The sequence below is a fragment of the Halorubellus salinus genome (assembly GCF_020567525.1).
Lineage (GTDB): Archaea > Halobacteriota > Halobacteria > Halobacteriales > Natrialbaceae > Halorubellus > Halorubellus salinus.
Window position 1 is genome coordinate 189,100 of sequence record NZ_JAJCVI010000006.1, and the last position, 20,722, is coordinate 209,821.

13 protein-coding genes are annotated in these 20,722 nt (G+C 70.2%); 4 read left to right on the forward strand and 9 right to left on the reverse strand.

Annotated elements, in window-relative coordinates; genetic code table 11:
• Positions 1-196 precede the first annotated feature (196 nt).
• Positions 197-1,654, reverse strand: coding sequence for a sodium-dependent transporter (locus LI336_RS17460; protein ID WP_227134442.1), 1,458 nt, complete (start codon positions 1,652-1,654; stop codon positions 197-199).
• A gap of 165 nt (positions 1,655-1,819) precedes the next feature.
• Between LI336_RS17460 and LI336_RS17465 the strand changes: the two genes are divergently transcribed.
• Positions 1,820-3,526 carry a sensor histidine kinase gene (locus LI336_RS17465; RefSeq protein WP_227134443.1) on the forward strand — a complete coding sequence of 569 codons (1,707 nt, stop codon included), beginning with the start codon at positions 1,820-1,822 and terminating at the stop codon, positions 3,524-3,526.
• A 27-nt stretch (positions 3,527-3,553) separates the two neighbouring features.
• Here LI336_RS17465 and LI336_RS17470 read toward each other — a convergent pair whose 3' ends face one another.
• The 4 genes from LI336_RS17470 to LI336_RS17485 form a co-directional block, all read right to left on the reverse strand.
• Positions 3,554-4,258: an SDR family oxidoreductase gene (locus tag LI336_RS17470; RefSeq protein ID WP_227134444.1), complete on the reverse strand. Its 705-nt coding sequence runs from the start codon at positions 4,256-4,258 to the stop codon at positions 3,554-3,556.
• Between the two features lie 150 nt (positions 4,259-4,408).
• Positions 4,409-10,396, reverse strand: a complete 5,988-nt coding sequence (locus LI336_RS17475) for a hypothetical protein (protein WP_227134445.1) — start codon at positions 10,394-10,396, stop codon at positions 4,409-4,411.
• A 573-nt stretch (positions 10,397-10,969) separates the two neighbouring features.
• Positions 10,970-11,623 (reverse strand): helix-turn-helix domain-containing protein, encoded by a 654-nt coding sequence (locus LI336_RS17480; protein WP_227134446.1) that lies wholly within the window; start codon positions 11,621-11,623, stop codon positions 10,970-10,972.
• 88 nt (positions 11,624-11,711) lie between these two features.
• On the reverse strand, positions 11,712-12,143 hold the full coding sequence (locus tag LI336_RS17485; RefSeq protein ID WP_227134447.1) for an SCP2 sterol-binding domain-containing protein: 432 nt from the start codon (positions 12,141-12,143) through the stop codon (positions 11,712-11,714).
• A gap of 167 nt (positions 12,144-12,310) precedes the next feature.
• Between LI336_RS17485 and LI336_RS17490 the strand changes: the two genes are divergently transcribed.
• The gene (locus LI336_RS17490; RefSeq protein ID WP_227134448.1) at positions 12,311-12,529 is read left to right on the forward strand and encodes a hypothetical protein; all 219 of its coding nucleotides are present in this window, start codon (positions 12,311-12,313) and stop codon (positions 12,527-12,529) included.
• Here LI336_RS17490 and LI336_RS17495 read toward each other — a convergent pair.
• From LI336_RS17495 to LI336_RS17510, 4 genes are all read right to left on the reverse strand, one after another.
• Positions 12,526-13,593, reverse strand: coding sequence for a zinc-dependent alcohol dehydrogenase family protein (locus LI336_RS17495; RefSeq protein ID WP_227134449.1), 1,068 nt, complete (start codon positions 13,591-13,593; stop codon positions 12,526-12,528). The genes LI336_RS17490 and LI336_RS17495 overlap by 4 nt on opposite strands.
• A gap of 111 nt (positions 13,594-13,704) precedes the next feature.
• Positions 13,705-15,240 (reverse strand): aldehyde dehydrogenase family protein, encoded by a 1,536-nt coding sequence (locus tag LI336_RS17500; RefSeq protein WP_227134450.1) that lies wholly within the window; start codon positions 15,238-15,240, stop codon positions 13,705-13,707.
• A complete protein-coding gene (locus LI336_RS17505; RefSeq protein WP_227134451.1) occupies positions 15,237-16,334 on the reverse strand; it encodes a mandelate racemase/muconate lactonizing enzyme family protein in 1,098 nt (365 codons plus the stop codon). The genes LI336_RS17500 and LI336_RS17505 overlap by 4 nt, the downstream gene beginning before the upstream one ends.
• 77 nt (positions 16,335-16,411) lie before the next feature.
• Positions 16,412-18,301 (reverse strand): endonuclease/exonuclease/phosphatase family protein, encoded by a 1,890-nt coding sequence (locus LI336_RS17510; RefSeq protein ID WP_227134452.1) that lies wholly within the window; start codon positions 18,299-18,301, stop codon positions 16,412-16,414.
• Between the two features lie 194 nt (positions 18,302-18,495).
• Here LI336_RS17510 and priS point away from each other — a divergent pair, with 194 nt between their 5' ends.
• Both priS and LI336_RS17520 read left to right on the forward strand, forming a co-directional pair.
• Entirely contained in the window at positions 18,496-19,683 is a 1,188-nt protein-coding gene (gene priS / locus LI336_RS17515) for a DNA primase small subunit PriS (RefSeq protein WP_227134453.1), read from the forward strand.
• On the forward strand, positions 19,680-20,687 hold the full coding sequence (locus tag LI336_RS17520) for a DNA replication complex subunit Gins51 (RefSeq protein WP_227134454.1): 1,008 nt from the start codon (positions 19,680-19,682) through the stop codon (positions 20,685-20,687). The genes priS and LI336_RS17520 overlap by 4 nt, the downstream gene beginning before the upstream one ends.
• The last annotated feature ends 35 nt before the right edge of the window (positions 20,688-20,722 follow it).

A 20,722-nucleotide genomic window follows, 5' to 3' on the forward strand; every position in this document is an offset into this window, starting at 1 on the left:
CGGTGCGCGCTCCATGAGCGTTACGAACCGACGATCCGTCAAAAGACGATTATCACGGTCTTTGACGGCCACGCGCGGCGTTCTCTGCGGTTGTCGAGCGTGCGACGTACGGGAGTGGTTACGAATCGTCGGTCGGAGACGAGGCGGGCGGCGAACGTGCGGCGAGCGCGCGGCGAGAACGGAGTGGTTCGGCGCGTCAGTCGTCGCCGTGGCCAGCGAGTCGAGCGCCGTCGGACGGGTCGCTGCCGACGGTGCGGGCGCCGGCGACGAGGGCGACCGCGATGGCGGCGGCGAGCGCGACGACGACCGGCATCGACGAGAGCACGCTGCTCTCGACGACCGCCGCCTTCACCAGCAGGGACTTGACGCCGAGGACGAGCGTGACGGTGAGCGCGAGCACGACGACGGTTCGGAGCGCCCACAGCCAGACGAGCGCGGCAGCCTGGCTCGCGCCGGAGCCGCGGCGGAGTTCGGTCGTCGACCGCGCGGGCCGCGTCCAGCCGACCGCGACCGCGATGCCGAGGCCGCCGAGCGGGAGGAGGAGGTTGTACGCGACCGCGTTGTACCAGCTGAGCGCGTTGATACCGAACGCGCTCGGGACCCCGAGCACGAAGATGCCGGCGCCGGCCGCGGCGGCGAGGGGTTTCCGGTCGTAGCTCGTGTTGTCGACGACGTAGGACACGACGACCTCGAGGAGCGAGATCGCGGAGGAGAGCGCGGCGAGGAGGAGGACGAGGAAGAACACGAGTCCGAGGACGCGACCGGCCGGGAGGGTCGCGAACGCGGCGGCCATCGACTCGAAGACCGCGCCCATGCCGGCGGTCTCCATCGAGAGGCCTTCGGCGGCGAGCACGGGGAAGACGACGAGGCCCGCGAGGACGCCGACGAGCGTGTTCAGGACGACGATGGTGGCGCCGTCGGCGGGCAGCGAGTCGTCCTCGCCGAGGTAGCTCGAGTACGTCACCATCGCGCCCATCCCGAGGCTGAGCGTGAAGAACGCTTGCCCGACGGCGCTCGGGAGGACGCTCGGGAGGTTCGCGACGAGCGTGTCGACGTCCGGCGACAGGTAGAACTGGTAGCCGGTGGCGGCGCCCTCGAGCGTCGTCGCCCACGCGCCGAGGCCGACGAGGAGCAGGACGATGCTCGGGACCATCACCTTCGTTCCCAGTTCGATGCCGTCCTCGACGCCGAGCGCGACGATGCCGACGACGACGAGCATGAAGACGAGGTGGAGTGCGAGCGCGTCCACGCCGGACGCTATCGAGGCGAAGTACCCGGAGGGGTCCGCGAAGTACGCGCCGCTGAGGCTCCCGCCGAGGTACCGGAGCACCCAGCCGCCGACGACGCTGTAGAACGACAGGATCCAGAAGCCGGCGAGGACGCCGAGCGCGCCGACGACCGTCCACGACCGGCCGGCGTACTCGCGGAACGCGTCCACGGGGTTCTGCTCGGTGTTCCGGCCGACGACGAACTCCGCGAGGAGTGCGGGGAACCCGATGACGAAGACGGCGGCGAGGTAGACGACGAGGAAGGCGGCGCCACCGTTGTTCGCGGCCTGGAACGGGAACTGCCAGATGTTCCCGAGGCCGACTGCGCTCCCGACCGCGGCGAGGATGAACCCGACGCGACTGCTCCACGTCTCGCGTTCTTGCATGCGTGTCCAGTTCGTCGTCGACTCCTACGTGTAAACCTGACGTTCGTTTCTTTCAGTTCCGAACGTCAATAACGCGAGGACAGTCCATCATTCCAACCCATCGCCGCGCGAATCCCATGGTATCCAGCCACAATCGTCATACGGGACCGCGACGAGTATCTGACAATGATAGACGCGGTGCTCCCGGTCGTGTACGCGGGCACGGCGGTCGCGACCGGCACCCTCGCCGCGTTCACGTGGCGCGACCGGTCCGCGACGGGGTCGACGGCGATGGTCGGCGTGCTCGTCGCCATCACCTTCTGGCTCGTCGCCATCACCGCCGGCGGACTCGTCACCGACCTCCGGACGATGCTCGTCCTGTCGAGCGTCGCCCTCGCCGGCCTCTCGCTCACCGTCGCCTTCCTGTTCGTGTTCGCACTCCGGTACGCGGGCTACGACGACCGCCTCACCGGCCGGACCGCGCTCGTGCTCCTCGTCCACCCGCTCCTCGTCGGGTTCTTCGCCATCACGAACGACGGCACCGGGGTCTCGCTCCTCGGCGTCGGCGGTCACGACCTCATCTACGAGAGCGTCGAGATCGGCGCGTACGCGAACGGCAACGTCGAATGGGCGGACGGCTTCTGGGTGCATACCGCGTACGCCTACCTCCTCACGCTCACGAGCACCGTCCTCGTCCTGAAGACCACGCTCACGTCGAACGACACCTACCGCTTCCAGTCCGCGACCGTCGCCGTCGCCATCCTCGTCCCCTGGGTGTCGAACGTCCTCGACCTCTTCGTCCCGGGCATCGACGGCCTGCTCGCACTCGGGTTCGGCGCCTCCGCGATACTCCTCACGGTCTCCATCCACCGGTACGAGCTCTCGAACGTCACCCCCGTCCCGCGCCGCGTCGTCATGGAGGCGGTCGCCGACGGCGTCCTCGTCCTCGACGCCGACGGCCGCATCGTCGACCTGAACGACCGGGCGCGCTCGCTCCTCGAGCTGCCGGGAGACGCCCTCGGCGCGGACGCCTGCTCCGTCCTCCCGCCCGCGCTCGACGAGTTCGCCGACCCGGCGACGGCGCCGACGAGAGCGCGCGTCAGTTACGACGGCCGCACCCTCGACGTGGAGACGACGCCGTTCGGGGACGAGAACGGCGGTCGCGTGTTCGTCCTCCGGGACGTCACCGAACAGCACGCGTACCGCGAGGAACTGGAGCGCAAGACCGAACGCCTCGACCGCTTCGCGAGCGTCGTCAGTCACGACCTCCGGAACCCACTGAGCGTCGCGAAAGGGTACGCGGACATCGCCGAGGAGACCCACGACCCGGATGCGTTCGAGCGCGTCCACGACGCTCACGACCGCATGGATTCGCTCATCGAGGACGTCCTCCTGATGGCGCGCGAAGGCGAGACGTCCACCAACCCGGAGCCCGTCGGGCTCGCGGACGTCGCCGACCGCGCGTGGACGACCGTCGACACCGAGGACGGAACGCTCGACGTCGTCGACCCGGACGCGACCGTCGAGGCCGACCCGGACCGCATCGTCCAGCTGTTCGAGAACCTGTTCCGGAACGCCATCGAGCACGGCGGCCGCGACGTGACGGTGACCGTCGGCGCGCTCGACGACGGCTTCTCCGTCGCGGACGACGGCGAGGGTATCGACCCGGACGTCGACGAGGACCTCTTCGACACCGGCGTCACCGGCGACGGCGGCACCGGTCTCGGGCTCGCCATCGTCGACCGCATCGCGAGCGCGCACGACTGGACGGTGACGGCGACCGAGAGCGACGACGGCGGCGCCCGCTTCGAGTTCCACGGCGTGACCCGCCGCCCCGACGCCGACGTCGCCACGAACGACCCCGAGCCCATCCCGGACGACCCGTTCGCGTGACCCGCGCCCGGGCCGGGACGACCGTGCTCAGGCCTCGCCGTAGACGGGGACGGCCGCACCGCTCGTCACCGACGCGGCGTCCGAGCACAGGAAGCAGATGACGTCCGCGACGTCCGCGGGGTCCACCCAGTCGTCGCTCGGCGTCATCATGTCGCGGTTCATCGGCGTGTCCAGCACGCTCGGCATGACCGCGTTCGCGCGTACCGCGCCGAGTTCCTCCTCCGCGATGGTCTCCGTGAGCGTCCGCACGCCCGCCTTCGACGCCCGGTAGGGGCCGTCGCCTTCGCCGCCTTCGAGTGACGACCGCGAGGAGATGGAGACGATGGCGCCGTCGGTCTCCCGGAGGTGCGGGATGGCGTGCTTGCTCGCGAGGAACATCGACTTCAGGTTCACGTCGAACAGGAACTCGAACTCCTCGACGTCGGTGTCCGCGAGGTCGTCGCCGCCACGCCACGTCCCCGCGACGTTACAGAGAGCGTCCACGCGACCGTGGTCGTCGACCACGTCCTCGAACAGCGCGGCGACCGCGTCCTCGTCGGTCAGGTCCACCTGATAGAACTCGGTCCCCGAGTCCGGGTCCAGGAGCGCGTCGTCGTGACTCGGTTCCCTGACGTCCACCGCCGCGACCGTCGCGCCCGCCTCGCGGAACGCGTCGACGACCGCACTCCCGAGCGCGCCCGACGCACCGGTCACGACCGCGACCTGCTCGCCGAAATCGAACTGGACTGGCATACCCGAGACGACGGTCGGGACGCTGATAGAACTCCGGGTGCCAGCAGTCTGGGCACCGTCACGGCGCGTCCGGCGCGTTCCCGACGAGCGTCGACTCGGCGCGCCGCAGCAGCGTGGACGCGGTCGACACCGCGCAGTCCATCTCGGCGGTCAGACCACGACCACGCTGGCCGGCGTGGACGCGTCGACGTGTCCCGTCGGCCGAACCGCCTCGGTCGCGCCACTCGGAGCGCGAACCGCGAGCGTCCCGTCCCCAGCCAGTCCGCCGAAGTTCGTGAACGGCGGGAAGTCGGGTTGTTCGTTCTCGCAGACGATACCGATGACGCTCAACTGTCGGTCGCCAGTCTGGTCGAGCGTGATCTCCTCGTCGGTCCCCGCTTCGACGGTGAACGGACCGTAGATACCGGTCGCGGACTTCACGAAGACGTCCACCGCGAACGCCTCGTCGTTCGTCACCGTGGCCGCGTCGGCGTCACCGGAGAGCGTGGCGTTCGGGAAGTCGTTCCCGACGTCCGATTCCACGTCCCAGCCGCCTTCGGGGCTCTCGTACTTCGCTTCGCCCTCGCAGACGACCGGCTCCGGGTCGCACTCGACCGTGGCCGTCCCGCTCCCGACCGAGCGACCGTCCCCGGTCTCGGCGCTCCAGCCGTAGTCGCCGTCGTTCAGGTCGTCGATCGTCACGCTGTCGCCGCTCGTTCCGTTCGCTTCGAGCTCGTACACCGTCCCGTCGAACGTCACGTTCACCGACACGTCGTTCGGGTTGATGAACCGGACCTCGCCTTGTTCACCGTCACACTCCTCGACGACCAGCAGGTCCTCGACCGGCTCTGGGTCGGGCGTGCAGTCCACGCGGAGGTCGCGTTCGATATCGATCCGAGAGTAGCCGTCGTCCGGGCCCCCACCGGGGTAGAGGCGGACGTCGTCTGGCGTCTGCCCGTCTGCGAGCGGTATCTCGACGGTCCCGGAGAAGTTCCCGTCCGAATCGGTGTCGAACGTCTCGGCGGCAGCACCGCCGCCACCGTCGTAACTGACGCGGATCGTGAACTGGTCGTCCGGCATGTTGGACACGTCGACCTCGATCGAGAGCGCGTTCTCGTCCGTCACGCACGTGATCTCCCCGAGCGACCCCGTCGGTTCCCGCACGGGCTCGCGGCACGTCACGTCGAGCGGCCCGCTCTCGGTGAGCAGTGGGGCGTCGGTGTCGTCGCCGTCGTAGAGCACGACCCGCGAGACGTTCTTGTCGTCGGGGTTCGCGAACGGGATGTCGCCGTCGAACTCGCCATCCGTGGTCGCTGCGGTCGCCGTCGTGTTCGTTCCGTCGTCGAACTCCACCAGGATCGTGACGTTCTCGTTCTCCGCGTTACTGACGAGCACGCTCACGTCCTCGCACGTCACGTCCCGTATCGAGCCCGCCGGTATCGGATCGGGCTCGGTCGGACAGTCGCTCTCGTAGCGCACGGACTCGCCGTTCCGGTACACGGTCGCGTTCGCGATCTGCTTCCCATCGTTCGCGCCCGACCCGACATACGTCCACTCCTCGCGGTCGCTCGGCACGTCCGCGAACGTCTGGTTCGTCCCGTCGGTGAAGTTCAGGACGACCCGCGTCAGATCGTCGTGCTCGGAGACGTAGAACTCCGTGCAGTCGCCGCGGAACTCCGCAGTCGGCGAGAACGGCACGTTGCACGTCACGTCGATGCGGCCCGTGTCGTTGAGGAGGACGCCGGTGGTCTCGTTCCCGGCGTACAACTGGACGCGCGTCACGTTCAGGTCATCGGGATTCTCGAACGGGACCTCGCCCTCGAACGCCCCGTCGACGACGGGCACGCTCCCGTTCGTCGTCGACCCGTCCGCGAACCGGACGAGCACGGTGACGTTCTCGGCACTGACGTTGCTCGCGCGCACCGAGACGTTCTCGCACGTCACGTCCACGATCGCGCCGGTCGGCACCGGCTCGGGTTCGCGGCACTGTACGTCGATGCGACCCGTGTCGTCGAGCAACGCACCGTCGTCGGGGCTGCCAGCGTACAGCCGAACGCGCGTCACGTTCAGGTCATCGGGATTCTCGAACGGGACCTCGCCCTCGAACGCCCCGTCGACGACGGCGGCGCTCGCGTTCGTCGTCGACCCGTCACTGAACCGGACCTGCACCGTCACGTTCGCCGCGTCGACGTCGCTCGCGTCGACGCTCACGTTCTCACAGGTCACGTCAGTGATGGCGCCACTGGGCGCCGGTTCGGGCCCCCGGCACTGCACGAATATCCGCCCGGTGTCGTCCAGGAGCCTGCCGTCGGTCCCGTTGCCCGCGTAGAGCCGGACGCGCGTGATGTTCTGCTCGTCGACGTTCCTGATGGGGACCTCGTCGCCGTACTGTCCACCGTCGGCCGTGCCCATCACCCGCGTCTCGTTGGATCCGTCCTCGTACTGTACGAGGAGCGTGAACTCCTCTCGCGAGACGTTCTCAGTGTACACCGTTATCTCGTCGCAGAACAACTCGGCGATGCGGCCGGTCCCCTGCTCGGCGGGTTCGCGACACGTCACGTCGATACGGCCCGTGTCGTCCAGGAGGTTCTCGGCTCGCGGGTCGCCAGCGTACAAGCGGACGCGCGTGAGGTTCCTATCGTCGGGGTTGTCGATCGGAATCTCGCCGTCGAACTCGCCGTCGTCCAGTTCGACGGTCCCGCCCGTGGTCGTCCCGCCCACGTACGTCGCGATCACGGTCAGGTTGTCTGCGTCGACGTTGCTCGCCTGGACCCTCGCGGAGTCACAGGACACTTCGAGAATCGACCCAGCCGGTTCCGGTTCCGGTTCGCGACACGTCACGTCGATACGGCCCGTGTCGTCGAGTATCTCACCGGAGGTGCCACTGCCGGCCAGCAACCGGACGCGCGTGACGTTCTTGTCCTCCGGGTTCTCGAACTCCACCAGGCCGTCGAACTCGCCGTCGTCCAGGTCGGCGGACGCGGTCGTCGTCGACCCGTCCTCGAACCCCACCTGCACCGTCACCTCGTCAGCGTCCACGTTGCTCGCGAGCACCGAGACGTTGTCGCAGGCGACGTTGCGGATGCTCCCAGCGGGTTCGGGTTCGGGTTCGCGACATTGCACGTCGATGCGGCCCGTGTCGTCCAGTCTCTCTCCGGAGGTTTCGCTGCCGGCGAACAACCGGACGCGCGTCACGTTCCGATCCCTGGGGTTCTCGAACGAGACAATGCCGTCGAACTCGCCGTCGTCCAGTTCCGCACTCGCCGTCGTCGTCGACCCGTCCTCGAACCGCACCTCGATCGTCACCTCGTCAGCGTCCACGTTACTCGCCAACACGGAAACGCCGTCGCAGTCCACTTCCCGGATCGAACCAGCGGGCTCGGGTTCGGGCTCGCGACACTGCACGTCGATGCGCCCGGTATCGTCCAGTCTCTCTCCGGACGTGCCACTGCCGGCCAGCAACCGGACGCGCGTGACGTTCTCGTCGTCCGGATTGTCGAACGCGATTTCGCCGTCGAACTCGCCGCCTTCCAGGTCGCCGGATGCGGTCGTCGTCGACCCGTCCTCGAACCGCACCTGCACCGTCACCTCGTCGGCGTCGACGTTGCTCGCCAGGACCGATACCGCGTCACAGTCCACGTCGCGGATGCTGCCAGCGGGCTCTGGCTCGGGTTCCGGTTCGGGCTCGCGACACGTGACGTCCAGGCGCGTGACGCGGTCGAGTTCCTCGCCGTCCGACCCACGGCCGGCGAACAGGAACACGGCGGAGACGTTCTTGTCCCGGGGGTTCGCGAACCGGACGTCGCCGCTGAACTCGCCGTCGGCGCCGACGCCGACGATGCGACGCGTCGACGACCCGTCGTCGAACCGCACGATGACCGTCACCTGGCGCTCGACGACGTCCGAGACGCTGAGCGACACGTCGTCGCACGTGACGTCGCGGATGACGCCCGACGGCTCGGGCGCGGGTTCGCGACACACGACCTCGAGGTTCGACACGCGGTCGAGTTCCTCGCCGTCCACGCCCGCGCCGGCGAACAACCGCACGCCCGTCACGGTCTTCCCGCGACGGTTGTCGAACGCGACGTCGCCGCGGAAGTCGCCGTCGGCGTCCGTCTCCACGACCTCGCGCGTCGTCGACCCGTCGGCGAACCGCACCTGCACCGTCACCTCCTGCTCGGCGACGTCCCGCACCGCGATGGAGACGTCCTCGCAGTCCACGTCGCGGATGCTGCCCTTCGGCTCCGGCTCGGGCCTCGGGCAGTCCTCGACCCGCACCGTGTCGCTGGACTCGCCGTTGCTCGCGAGAACCGCCTCGCCACCGCGCTTGGTCTCCACGCGAACGGTGTACTCGCCAGGCGGGACGTCCGTGAACGTGCCGTGTTCGCCGGGCGCGAGCGTGAACGGCCCGCGCTCGGTGCCGCCCTCGGGCGTGACGTAGAACCGAACCTTCTGTTCGTTCGACGACGGGTTCTTCAGGGTGAGTTCCTCGCAGTCACGGCTCTCTGCGCGCACGACCGGCGGTTCCGCGGGCTCGGTGGTCGTCGGCGTCGTCGTGGTCGTCGGTTCGGGTTCCGGCTCGGGGGCGACGCACTGGCCGTCGAAGAGGTACGCGGCGCCGGAGTCGTTCCCGTTCGCATCGACGAACGGCGCGCCGACGAGGACGTCCGCGGTACGGTCGTCGGTGGCGTTCCCGAGGTCCGTGACCGTCCACCCGACCTGGTCGTCCTCGCCCGCACCGCGGATGGCCGCCTGCGAGTCCGAGAGGTTCCGGGCGCCGTCGAGGCTCTCGTCCCCGGCGACGATGTACGCGGTGCCGGCGTTCTCGATGACCGACGCGTTCCCGAGAGCGTCGGCCTCGGACTCGTTCCACAGCGTCTCCACCGCGACGTCGTGCCCGGGGGCGCCGACGAGGACGTCCGCGTACGCGTCGCACGTCACGTCACCCGATCCAGCGGCGGACACTGCCCAGCCCGCGCGGTCGCCCTCGGCTTCGCCGTAGAGCACGAGCGCGGATGCGTTCAACGCGATCGTTCCCTCGACGTCTGGGCCGCCGGTGACGACGTACGCGACGCCGGCCTGGTTTCCGTTCGTGTCGTTGAACGGTGCGCCGACGACGACGTCGTCGTACCCGTCGTCGTCGACGTCGCCCGCGTTCGACACCGCGTACCCGGCGCCGTCGCGGAACGACGCGCCGACGAGTTTCACGTCGGCGGTCGCGAGGGACTGCTCGTCGTCGAACGTCCCGTTCGACGAGAGCAGGTACGCGGCGCCCGCGTTCTCGTCCGTGGAGTCGTTCCGGTACGCGCCGACGAGGACATCGTGCGCGCCGTCGCCGTCGAAGTCACCCGCGGTGGACACGGCGTGGCCGGCCTGATCGCGTGCCCCTTCGCCGAAGAACGTCGTCGCGTCGCCGAGCGACGCGGTCCCTGATTCGACGGCCGTCACGAGGTACGCGGCGCCAGCGTTCGTGCCGGCGGTGTCGTTCCGCGGTGCGCCGACGAGCACGCGATCGGGCTCATCGTCGGTGTGGTTCCCGACGCCCGCGACCGCTGCGCCGGCGTGGTCGTTGGCGCCTTCGCCGAGGAGTTTCGTGCTCGCGTTCGCGAGGCTGACGTTCGCGGGCGCGCGGTCGTCGCTCGCGTTCGCCGCGAAGTCGACGCCTGCGGCGAGGACGTACACCGCACCGGCACTGACTGCGGCGTCGTTGTCGCCGGGGGCGCCGACGACGAGTTCCGTGACGCTGTCACCGTCGACGTCAGCGCCCGCGATCGATTCACCAGCCTTCGCGAACGACTGGTTCCCGTACACGGTGACGTTCGCTTGCGACGCGTTCAGGTCGGACTCGTTCACGGGGCCGTAGAACACGTAGACGGCGCCGGCGTCGATGCCGCCGGTGTCGTTCTCGGGTGCGCCGACCGCGACGTCGGCGACGCCGTCACCGTTCAGGTCTCCGACGTTCGCGAGCGCGGCCCCGAACGTGTCGTTCGTCGCCTCGCCGCGGAACGTCGTGTTCGCGTCCGTGACGTCGAGGCGGCCCTCGAGGACGCTCTCGTCCTGTTTGCTGGCGACACTCCGGTCGCCGTCGATACCTGCCTGGTTGGAGTCCTCGGGCGCGTCCGTGGTCGCGAGCGCAAGTGGGCCGACGCCCAGGGTCATCGCGCTCGCGACGACGAGACAGACGACGGCGACGGCGGCCCACTCGCGTCCGAGTGAGCGTCGTCGCGTGGCGGACGAAGGATCGGGTGGCGTCATCGTTCAGAGAACCGTGACCACGAACGGCCTTTGTTATATGATGACCTGGCACAGGTAAGCCGGGTGGAGCAGCGAGTCGCCCGCGCTTACGTCCAACGCACCACGACCGCGACCAGAGACGCGAGCGGAACGTCGACGGCGCATCACTCCGCGAGAAATCACGGCGTACGACGAACAACGCGACCTTACGGAGCGAACACGCGACCAACGCACCGCGAAGCGACGGTCCCGCTGCTCGCGGACGGGCCCCGGTCTCGAACCCGGAGACAGCGCACCGGTCCGCGTCCCACGCACCGCGACACCCGGCCAAGTACCGACCAGCGACTACCCGCTTCCAAACCCACCCTCAGCGTAAGCACCCACTCACCACCACGATACGTCGTCGACATCGACCAGGAACCGACCACGGACCCGACCGACACGACGTCCACGTCGAACGGGCGACGGCGAGCGCGGGAGCCGGGAGACGAGACCCGGTCAGTCGAGGACGCCCGCGACGAGCGCGGCCTCCGCGCGCCGGAGGAGCTCGTTCGCGGTCGACGGCGCACACCCGAGCGTCTCGCCGATCTCCTCGTAGCTCGCCGCGCGCGGCGTCTCGTAGAACCCGAGGTCGAACGCGGCCCGCAAGGCCTCGCGCTGGCGGCTCGTGAGTCGTGCGAGCGCAGAGTCCCGGTCCGGTTCGAACTCGCCCGTCCACTCGACGTCCACGGGGAGTTCCTCGCCGACGTCCGCGAACGCCCCCTGGAGGGCATCGCCGGACCCGACGACCGTGACGGTGACGCCGTCCGGGTCGAACGAGAACGGCTGCTGGAGCAAGAGTGCGTGCTCGTCGACGAGCGCCAGGAGCGCCGACAGCGACGGGCGTTCCTCGACGTGTACGAACGCCGCGAACGTCCCGGTCGCACTCTCGACGACGTCGTACTCGATGACCTCCTCGTGGGACGCGAGCACCGCCTCGATGGCCTCCCGGCCGTCCGCGCGCAACCGGTAGAGGAGGAGGTACGTCCCGTCGTCCAGCCACTCGAGGTTCGACAGGTCCTCGCGGGTCACGTCCACGGCGCGAGCGAGCGCCCGGTCGACGCCCGGGAACGCCCCCTCCTCCGGCCTGAGCCTGAGTCCCACCGCCTTCATGCCCACTCCTCTCGCCGGCACCGGCATAATCCCTCGCCTCCGGGGGCCAGCCCGTCGAAGCCAGTTCCTAGGCGCCCACCTGGCGGGGTCAGTGCGCGAACTCGGTGTCGACCGCCGCCGCGTTCTCCGTCATCACGATGGCGGCCTCGGAGTACTGGAGGACCTTCTGCATGTCGCCGTCGAGGTCGAACTTCCCGGACATCAGGCCGTCGATGGCGCCGAGCTCGCCGTGCACGAGCGCCTTCCAGTCCGCGTAGTCGCCGCGGTACGCGAACCCCCACTCGACGGCGTCCTCGCCCGCGACCCGCTCCGCGGCCGTGCACTCGCCGTCCTCGAGGTCGACGTAGAGGTAGACGTCCTCGCCGTCGTACTCGCCGTCCGGGCGGATGTGGAAGAGGAACGACCCGTCGAACCCCTCGCCCCACCCGCTGCCGGCGTCGCTGTACGCGTCGCTCGCGTTCAGTTCGTCCTGCCACGCCTGGATCCACTCGTCGGCCTCGTCGGGGAGCGTTATCGCCATACCCGGCCATCGTCGGCCGCGAGCGTCGTCGTTTCCCCGAACGCCGACGCCTCTTCAAGTGCGTCTGGACAGCCCACCGCCGGCGAGGCTGCGGACGCGACGGTCCGTTCTCGGGAACCGGAAACACGCGACCCGTTCTTGTACCTCCCGGTCGTAGGGCCGTGTAGATGCAAAGGCAGCGCTACATGTTCGGTATCGTCCTCGGCGCGCTCGTCGGCGTGTTCGGGACCGGCGTCCCCGTTCGCACGGTCGCCGGCGTCCCCGTCCACGGCGCCATCGCGTTCGTGAGTGCCGTCATCACCATCGCGAGCGCGGTCGGGCTCCTCGTCGCACAGTACCGGCACGTGAAGGCGTCGGAGTCGGCGGAGTCGGCGTCGTCGCCCTAGAACTCGGTGCAGACGGGGATGCCGACGGTGTCGTAGTCGCCGAGGTTCTCGATGACCCCCGGGACGTCGTCGAGGCTCACGGTCTCGCCGACGATGCGGCCCGGGTCGAGCTTCCCGGTGTCCATCATCCGGAATATCTCGTCGTACTCGACCTGCGGGCACCCGTAGGAGCCGTAGAACTCGCGTTCGTCCGTCACCATCGTGTCCACGGGGAGGCTCACCTCGCCGCCCTCCTCGCTCGTCGTCATCCCGATCTGGAGGTGCTGGCCGGTCTTCCCGAGGCTGTTCACGGAGTTCTGCACGGTGTCCGCGATGCCGAGCGCGTCCACGGAGACGTCGACGCCGCGGGAGTTCTCCGTGTGCTTCTTCACCGCCTGCGGGACGTCCTCGACGGCGGTGACGTCCACGGTCCGGTCGGCGCCGAGGTCGAGCGCGCGGTCGAGCTTCGTCTCGTCGAGGTCCACGGCGATGACGTTCGCGCCGAGCGCGTCCGCGACGTGCACGGCCGAGAGGCCGACGCCGCCGCAGCCGTGGACGGCGACCCAGTCGCCGGCGGTGACGTCCACGCGGTGGACGAGGCCGTGGAACGCGGTCGCGAACCGACAGCCGAGGCCGGCGACCGCGGTCGGGTCGGCGTCGTCGGGGAGGACGACGACGTTCTGGTCGGCCTCGCGGACGCTGTAGTACTCCGCGAACGCGCCCTTCTGGATGGGGATGAACCCCATCGGAACGGAGCGCTCGCAGACGTTCGACCGCCCGCTCCGGCAGTGGTGACAGCGCCCGCAGCCGAGGTTGAACGGGTTCGTGACCAGGTCACCCTCGCTGACGGTCTGGACCTGGTCGCCGACCTCGACGACCCGGCCGCAGGGCTCGTGGCCGAATATCAGGCCGGGCGTCGGCACGACGCCGATCCAGTCCCAGTCGCCGCGCCAGGCGTGCCAGTCGCTCCGACAGATACCGCAGGCTTCCGTCTCGACGACGACGCCGTGCTCGGGACAGTCCGGTTCGTCGACCTCCTCGACCTCGAGGGGCTCCTCGACCCCCTGGAAGACGGCTGCTCGCATACGCGAACGCAGCACGCCCCAGCCCATAAATCTTTCATAGAAAATAATGAGAAATAAGGCTGGTGCTGCGGCTGATCGACCCACGAACCGGACAGCACTCCGACAGTCGATTCAGCCGAGGTTCGGGATGCCGCCGAGACTGATCTTCACCGTCTTCGACTGCCGGTACGCGTCCATCGCCTCCTTCGACAGCTCGCGGCCGATACCCGACGCCTTGAATCCGCCGTGGGGCGCGGGGTCGAACAGGTCGTTGTACGTGTTCACCCAGACCGTGCCCGCCTCGAGGTCGGCCGCGACCTCGTGTGCACGTTCGAGGTCGGTCGTCCACACGCCCGCCGCCAGCCCGAACGCGGTGTCGTTCGCGCGCTCGACGACCGCGTCCGTCTCCGAGAACTCGAACACCGACAGCACCGGACCGAACACCTCCTCGCGCGCCACGCGGTCGTCGTCGTCGACGCCCTCGAAGACGACCGGCGGAACGAACGGCGCGGCCGCGAGCTCGTCGGGCACGGGCGCCTCGATGCGCGCCGTCGCGCCCTGCTCGCGCGCCGCGTCGACGTACTCGCGCACGCCGTCGGCGTGCTCGGGGTCGACCATCGGGCCGACGTCCGTCATCGGCGACAACGGGTCACCCACCTCGATCTCCGCGACGCGCGCCGCGAGCTTCTCGAGGAACGCCTCGCGGATCGCTTCGTGGAGGAACAGCCGCGAGCCGGCGGTGCACTGCTGGCCCTGGTTGAAGAGGATGGCGACGACCGCGCCCTCGACGGCCTGGTCGAGGTCCGCGTCCGGGAACACGACGTTGGGACTCTTGCCACCGAGTTCGAGCGATACCGGGGTCGCGTCGGCGGCGGCGTTCTCCATCGCCTTCCGGCCCGCGGTCGCCCCACCCGTCAGGGAGACCTTCCGGACGGCCTCGTGGCCCGTGAGCGCGTCCCCGACCTCGCTCCCCGCGCCGGTGACGACGTTCACGACGCCCGGCGGGAGGACGTCGTTCGCGAGCTCGGCGAGCGCGAGCGTCGACAGCACGGCCCTGCTCGATGGCTTGTAGACGACCGTGTTCCCCGCCGCCAGTGCGGGGCCGAGCTTCCACGCGACGAACATCGCCGGGAAGTTCCACGCACCGACCGCGCCGACGACGCCGTACGGCTCCTCGCGCGTGTAGACGTGCTTGTCCGAACTCGACGGCGGCCGTCGCCCCTCGTCCGCGGTGCGGGCGAGCGCCGCGAAGTACCGGAGCTGGTCCTCGACGACGGTCGTGTCCACGAACAGCGAGTGCTTGTTCGGCTTCCCGACCTCGAGGGAATCCAGGCGCGCGAGCCGCGTCTTCTCGTCGCTGACGCGGTCCGCGAGTTCCTCGAGGTACTCGCCGCGCTGCACGGGCGACTGCTCGCCCCACTTCCCCTCGAACGACGACTTCGCGGTGCCGACCGCGCGGTCGACGTCCTCGCGCGACCCCGCCCAGTACTCGGCGAGCGCGCCACCGGTCGTCGCGTCCCGCGCCACCGCGCGCTCGCCGCCGTCGCTCGCCACCCACTCGCCATCTATCAGGAGGTCGTAGCTGTCCCGGGACAGCACCTCGTCGGCGATGCGCTGGTGGCGCTCGAGGACGTCATCGGGGAGGTCGTGGGTCGTATCCGGACTCATCCGTCGAGCACCTCCTCGCGCACCGTCACGCCGAGTCCGGGACCGTCCGGTGGCGACACGCAACCGTCGTCGTCGAGTTCGAAGGTCTCCTCCAGCAGGAAGTCCCGGGCGTCGGGCGTCCACGGCGGCTCCATCGGGAACTCGCAGTACGGTGCGTCGACCGCAGCCATGACGTGGAGGTTCGCCGCGAACCCCAGGCCGTTCGTCCACGTGTGCGGGACGAACTCGACGCCGCGCTCGCGCGCCGCCGCCGCGACGCCGACGCCGCCCCGCAGGCCGGAGACGATGGCGGCGTCGGGCTGGATGACGTCCACGCCGCCGGCGTCCAGCAGGTCGTAGCACTCGCTGACGCCGTCGAGGAACTCGCCGCCCGCGATGGGGACGTCCGTGCGCTCCCTGAGGTCGGCGTATGCCGCGTGGTCGTGCCGGGGGAGCGGCTCCTCCAGCCAACGGATATCCAGGGGTTCGAGGTCGCGCGCGACCGAGAGCGCGGTCTTCGGGCTCCAGCGTTCCTCTTCACCCATCACGCGGACCGCCCAGCCCTTGTTCGCGTCCACCACGACCTCGAGGTCCGGGAACGACTCGCGGACCGCTTCGACGATGCGGACGTCCTCGGGCGACGCGATGCGGAGCTTCACGGCCTCGAAGCCCTCGTCGACGCGCGCTTGCGTCCACGCGAGGCGGTCGTCGACGTCACCGACCTCCCCGGCGCTCGCGTACGCCGGAATCGGGTCGCCGGAACCACCGAGCAGCTCGTACACTGGCTTCCCGGCGTCCTTCCCGACGAGGTCCCAGAGCGCCATCAGCACGTGCCACGGTCGCGGCCCGATGAGGTCGACGCTCGCGAGCTTCCGCCTGACGGCGTCGACGTCGTGCGGGTCCATGCCCGTGAGGAACAGCGAGAGCGGCCCGTCGTAGCGGAGGCCGCCCGCGAACGACGGGCTCGCCGCGTACCCCGTGTGCTCGGTGTCGGTGTCGAGTTCGAACAACGCGACCTCGTGCGTGCTCTGGGGATAGCCGGGTATCCAGTTCGGCTCGAACGAGCCCTCGAGCGCGTGACTCAGGTCGTGCTGGGTGACGCCCGTGATCTGCATGCGACAGTGTGGCATCGCCAGGTCGGTAGGCGTTCACGCGAACGCCGACGTGCGTTCAAGACCCCGCGAGGCGCCCGTCAGTTCTCGGCGCCGGGGTCGACGGTCGCGAGCACGCCGAGGTGGTCGCTGACGGTCGCGTCGCCGACGCGCGAACAGTGCGACACCGTCCAGTCGCCCTCGAGCCAGACGTAGTCGATGCGCTGTCTGGGGTCGTGGGCGGGCCACGTCCCGCCGTCGCCGGTCTCGGGGTGGCCGGCGGCCGTCCAGGCGTCCGTGAGGTCGCGCTTCAATTGGTCGTACGCGGGGTCCTGGTTCGGTTGGACGTTGAAGTCACCGAGGACGACCGCGCGCTCGTGGCCGTCCGTGAACAGCTCGCCGAGGACGGTCTGGGCTTCGCCGAGTTGTTCGTCGTCAGCGGGGACGTCCGTCTGGAAGTGCGTGACGACCGTCTGGAGTTCGCCGTCGGGCGCGTCGAGCGTCGCGAGCAGCGCCCACCGCGGCGGCGACTGATGCACGGGCAGCGAGACGACCTTCGTCTGCAGGATGGGGTACTTCGAGAGGACGGCGACGCCGTACCCGCCGCGGCGCGTCGGCACGCCGTAGTCGTAGTGGTAGTCGAGTTCGTCGGCGAGCCACCGTACGGGGTTCGCGCTCCCGGTCGTGTACCGGCCGCCCTCGGTCTCCTGGAGGCCGACGACGGCCGGGTCGTGTTCGGCGAGAAGCGCGCGGACGTCCTGGTAGTTCGCGGCCGCACTCCGGCCGGCGATCCACTGGTGGACGTTCAGCGTCAGGACGTCGTACGGCGCGCCCTCGGGGTCGGCGTCGTCGCCACCACCCGCGTCGAGCGACCCGGGCGCGAGCGAGAGTGCGGCGAGCGCACCGGGAGCGAGCGCGGCGAGCGCGTCGCGACGCGCCGCGTCCGGGAGCTCGGTCGGGTCGCGGCCGACGCCCGCGGCGCCGCGGGCGACGACGAGGACGGCGGCGACGACGGGCGCCGCGGCGAGCGCGAACGCCGACAGGGGCGCGTGGCCCGCCAGCGCGGCGCCACCGGGGACGTACGCCCAGTTCGCCGCGAGCACCTGCGAGACGACCGCGACGACGCCGACGACCTGCGCGAGCGCGAGCCAGCCCGCGCCGTCGTCGCGCAGGCCCGCGGCGACGAGTCGCAGGAACGTCACCTGCACGAGGACGACCGCGACGGGCCCGAGCTGGCCGACCCACACGAGGTCCCCGAGCGCGAGCGCGAACGCGACCACCACCACGACCACCGCCCGGTCGTCGAGCCCGCGCCCGACCCCGACCCACGCCACGCCGAGGACGGCCCCGGCGACGGTCGCGACCGCCGTCTCCGCGTACCCGAGGCCGCCCCAGGCCGCGGTCGCCGCCGGGAACGCGAGGAACAGTCCCTGCGCGAACACCGCGAGCCACGCGACCGCTGACGCGCCGGGCTCCGGGACGTCCTCGCGGAGCGCGAGCGCGCCGGCGACGAACGCGACGCCGACGAGCAGCGCCGTCCCGCCGAGCGTCGCGTACGCCGGGAGCGTCCCGAGCCAGCCCCTGACGGCTGCTATCGTCGCCACGCCGACCGCGAGTCCCGGGAGGAACGCCGGGTCGCGAGCACCGAGCGCGACCAGAAGCGGCGTCGCAAGCGACAGCGCGAGGACCGCGCCGACGCCCGCCAGCACCGGGTCCGCGAGCGCGGACGCGACGACCGCGAACGGCAGGACCGCGTCCGCCGCGCGCAGCGAGCGCTCCCAGCCCAGGCGGCGCGCGACCGGGAGCGTCCACACCGACAGGAACCCGAACAGCAACAGCGCGGAGAGGTCGGGGCCCGTGAGCGAGAAGTTCGAGACGAACACGCGCGACGCCGTCCGCTGGAGCGCCGCCGCCACCACCACGACGAGCGCCGCCGTCAACGCCACGCGACCCAGTCGACCGTTCCCCGTCACCCGACCGTCCCAGTTCATGCCCCGAACGTACCAGTCGGCACTAATAGAGGTTGTTGGCGATACCGACGCCCGTTTTTCAAGCCCCGGCGCGTGTCGCCGCCTCGACGACGACGGACTCGACGCCGCGCGGTACGCGCGCCGCGCACCGTCGTCGTTCCTCGTCGGTCGCGAACGGTGGGTTCTTGACGCCGCCGCCAGTACGGTCTCGAAGCATGGAAGAGCGAACCGTCGCGTACCTCCGCGGAGCGTTCAAGCGCCACTACGAGGCGACAGAGGTGTCGCCGCCACCGGCGCCGAACGAACGCGAGTGGGGGTACATCCCGTGGACCGCCCAGGCGCAGACGACGATGGTCCGTCATCGCTCCTGGCTGGACGTCGGGAACCTCGGACGGTTCCTCACCGAGGAACGCCCCCAGCACGTCTACTTCTCGGCCGCGCAGTACCGCGACCCGTCCGCGAACTCGATGGGACGGAAGGACTGGCAGGGCACCGACCTCGTCTTCGACCTGGACGCCGACCACCTCCCGGGCGTCGACCCCGAGGAGACGACGTACCGCGAGATGCTCGCGACCTGCAAGGACGCCCTCCTGGACCTGCTTTCGGTCCTCGAGGACGACTTCGGGTTCGAGGACTGCACGGTCGTCTTCTCGGGCGGTCGCGGCTACCACGTCCACGTCCGCGACGACGGCGTCCACGAACTCGGGCGCGGCGACCGCCGCGAGATCGTCGAGTACGTCCTCGCCGAGGGCCTCGACCTCGACGCGCTCCTGGCCCGCGAACTCGTCGACGGCATCGGCCTGGAGAACCCCACCGAGAAGCGGACGCTGTCGACGACGGGCGGCTGGGGCAAGCGCGTCCACGACCGGTTGCTCGCGCTCGTCGACGAGGTGCGCGCGATGGACGACGACGAGGACAAACGCGAGCGCCTCCAGGCGTACGACGGCATCGGCGAAGGGTCGGCCGAGAAGCTCGTCGAGGTGTTCGACGCGAACTACGACCAGATAGCGGCGGGGAACGTCGAGGTGCACGGCCGGTTCCTGACGCTCGCGCGCCAGGTGGCCGCGGAGACGTTCGACGCGGAGTCCGCACCCATCGACGAGCCGGTGACGACGGACATCAATCGCCTGATCCGCCTCCCGGGGAGCCTCCACGGCGGCACCGGCCTGACGGTCGAACGCATCCCGCGCGAGGACGTCGCGGCCTTCGAGCCGCTCGTGGACGCGATATCGCCCGTGTTCGGCGACGAATCCGACGACGCGCTCGCGATAGAGGTGACCGAGCCGGTCACCATCGAGTTGGCCGACGATACATTTACGTTGGAGGCAGGCGCAGAGACCGTACCGGAATACGTCGGCGTCTTCGCGATGGCTCGCGGGCACGCCGAGATCGCCAAGCAATGAACATCGACGAACTCCGCTCCGCGCAGAGCAAGGAACGACAGAAGTCCGACCTCCAGCAGCTGCGCGAGTCCTTCTACGGGGACGTGGCGGCGTACGTCGAGGAGCTGGAGGCCGAACGGGAGCGCGCCGCCGAGCGCGCGGAGGACCCGTTCGGGTCGCCGGAGGTCCAGCAGCTCACGAACGACATCGAGACGGCGAAGGACACCGCGGAGGCGATCTACGAGCGTCGGCTCGGGAAGATCGTGAAGAAGGCGAGTCTCGTGTCGGCGGAGATGGCGAACCCGAACGACGTGAACGGCCTCACGGCCGAGGAGCAGGCGTTGTTCTCGGACCTCGTGGAGCGCATCGAGGAGAACAAGACGCACATGCTGGACGTCATCGCTGGCGACGCTGCGCCTGGTGCGCGCGACGACGCGACCGCCTCGGGCGGGGACGCGTCGGCGTCGAGCGAGACGGGGTCGCGGGCGAGCGCGGACGCGGCGTCGACGACCGCGGACGTGCCGCACCCCGAGGACGGCCTCGACGCGGACGCGGACTCGACGGACGACGAGCGCGCTGGCGTGGACGACGACCCCCTGCGGTCTGAGGCCGCAGCGGTCGCGGACGTGGCCGACGAACCGCCGGTCGACGAGGACGCGCCCGACCCCGACGGCGCGGACCGCGTCTCAGCGGCGGACCTCATGGGCGGCGACGACGCACCCGCCGACGGCGAGGCGGGCGACCACGAGCCGACGGGCCGCGAACCGACCAGCAGCGACGACCGTGCGACGGACGCACCCGGCGCGACCGACGCAGGCGGGGCGGTCGATGCGAGCGGGTCGACGGCCGCCGACGCGACCGACGCTGACGACGAGCGCGCGACGCTACGCGTCACGGAGAACGTCGGCGAGATCTTCGGCGTGGACGAGCGCGAGTACACGCTCGCCGCCGAGGACGTCGTCACGCTCCCCGAGGAGAACGCGGACGTCCTCGTCTCGCAGGGCGCCGCCGAACGCCTGGACTGAATCGGTCCCACGGGGACGCCGGTCGAGTCGACCGA

Excerpts from the sequence above, each read along its gene's own strand:
- LI336_RS17475 (WP_227134445.1), bottom strand. The coding sequence starts at position 10,396 with ATGACCCTGGGCGTCGGCCCACTTGCGCTCGCGACCACGGACGCGCCC.
- LI336_RS17520 (WP_227134454.1), top strand. The coding sequence starts at position 19,680 with ATGAACATCGACGAACTCCGCTCCGCGCAGAGCAAGGAACGACAGAAG.
- priS (WP_227134453.1), top strand. The coding sequence starts at position 18,496 with ATGGAAGAGCGAACCGTCGCGTACCTCCGCGGAGCGTTCAAGCGCCAC.
- LI336_RS17485 (WP_227134447.1), bottom strand. The coding sequence starts at position 12,143 with ATGGCGATAACGCTCCCCGACGAGGCCGACGAGTGGATCCAGGCGTGG.
- LI336_RS17460 (WP_227134442.1), bottom strand. The coding sequence starts at position 1,654 with ATGCAAGAACGCGAGACGTGGAGCAGTCGCGTCGGGTTCATCCTCGCC.
- LI336_RS17500 (WP_227134450.1), bottom strand. The coding sequence starts at position 15,240 with ATGAGTCCGGATACGACCCACGACCTCCCCGATGACGTCCTCGAGCGC.
- LI336_RS17465 (WP_227134443.1), top strand. The coding sequence starts at position 1,820 with ATGATAGACGCGGTGCTCCCGGTCGTGTACGCGGGCACGGCGGTCGCG.
- LI336_RS17480 (WP_227134446.1), bottom strand. The coding sequence starts at position 11,623 with ATGAAGGCGGTGGGACTCAGGCTCAGGCCGGAGGAGGGGGCGTTCCCG.
- LI336_RS17495 (WP_227134449.1), bottom strand. The coding sequence starts at position 13,593 with ATGCGAGCAGCCGTCTTCCAGGGGGTCGAGGAGCCCCTCGAGGTCGAG.
- LI336_RS17510 (WP_227134452.1), bottom strand. The coding sequence starts at position 18,301 with ATGAACTGGGACGGTCGGGTGACGGGGAACGGTCGACTGGGTCGCGTG.
- LI336_RS17490 (WP_227134448.1), top strand. The coding sequence starts at position 12,311 with ATGCAAAGGCAGCGCTACATGTTCGGTATCGTCCTCGGCGCGCTCGTC.
- LI336_RS17470 (WP_227134444.1), bottom strand. The coding sequence starts at position 4,258 with ATGCCAGTCCAGTTCGATTTCGGCGAGCAGGTCGCGGTCGTGACCGGT.
- LI336_RS17505 (WP_227134451.1), bottom strand. The coding sequence starts at position 16,334 with ATGCAGATCACGGGCGTCACCCAGCACGACCTGAGTCACGCGCTCGAG.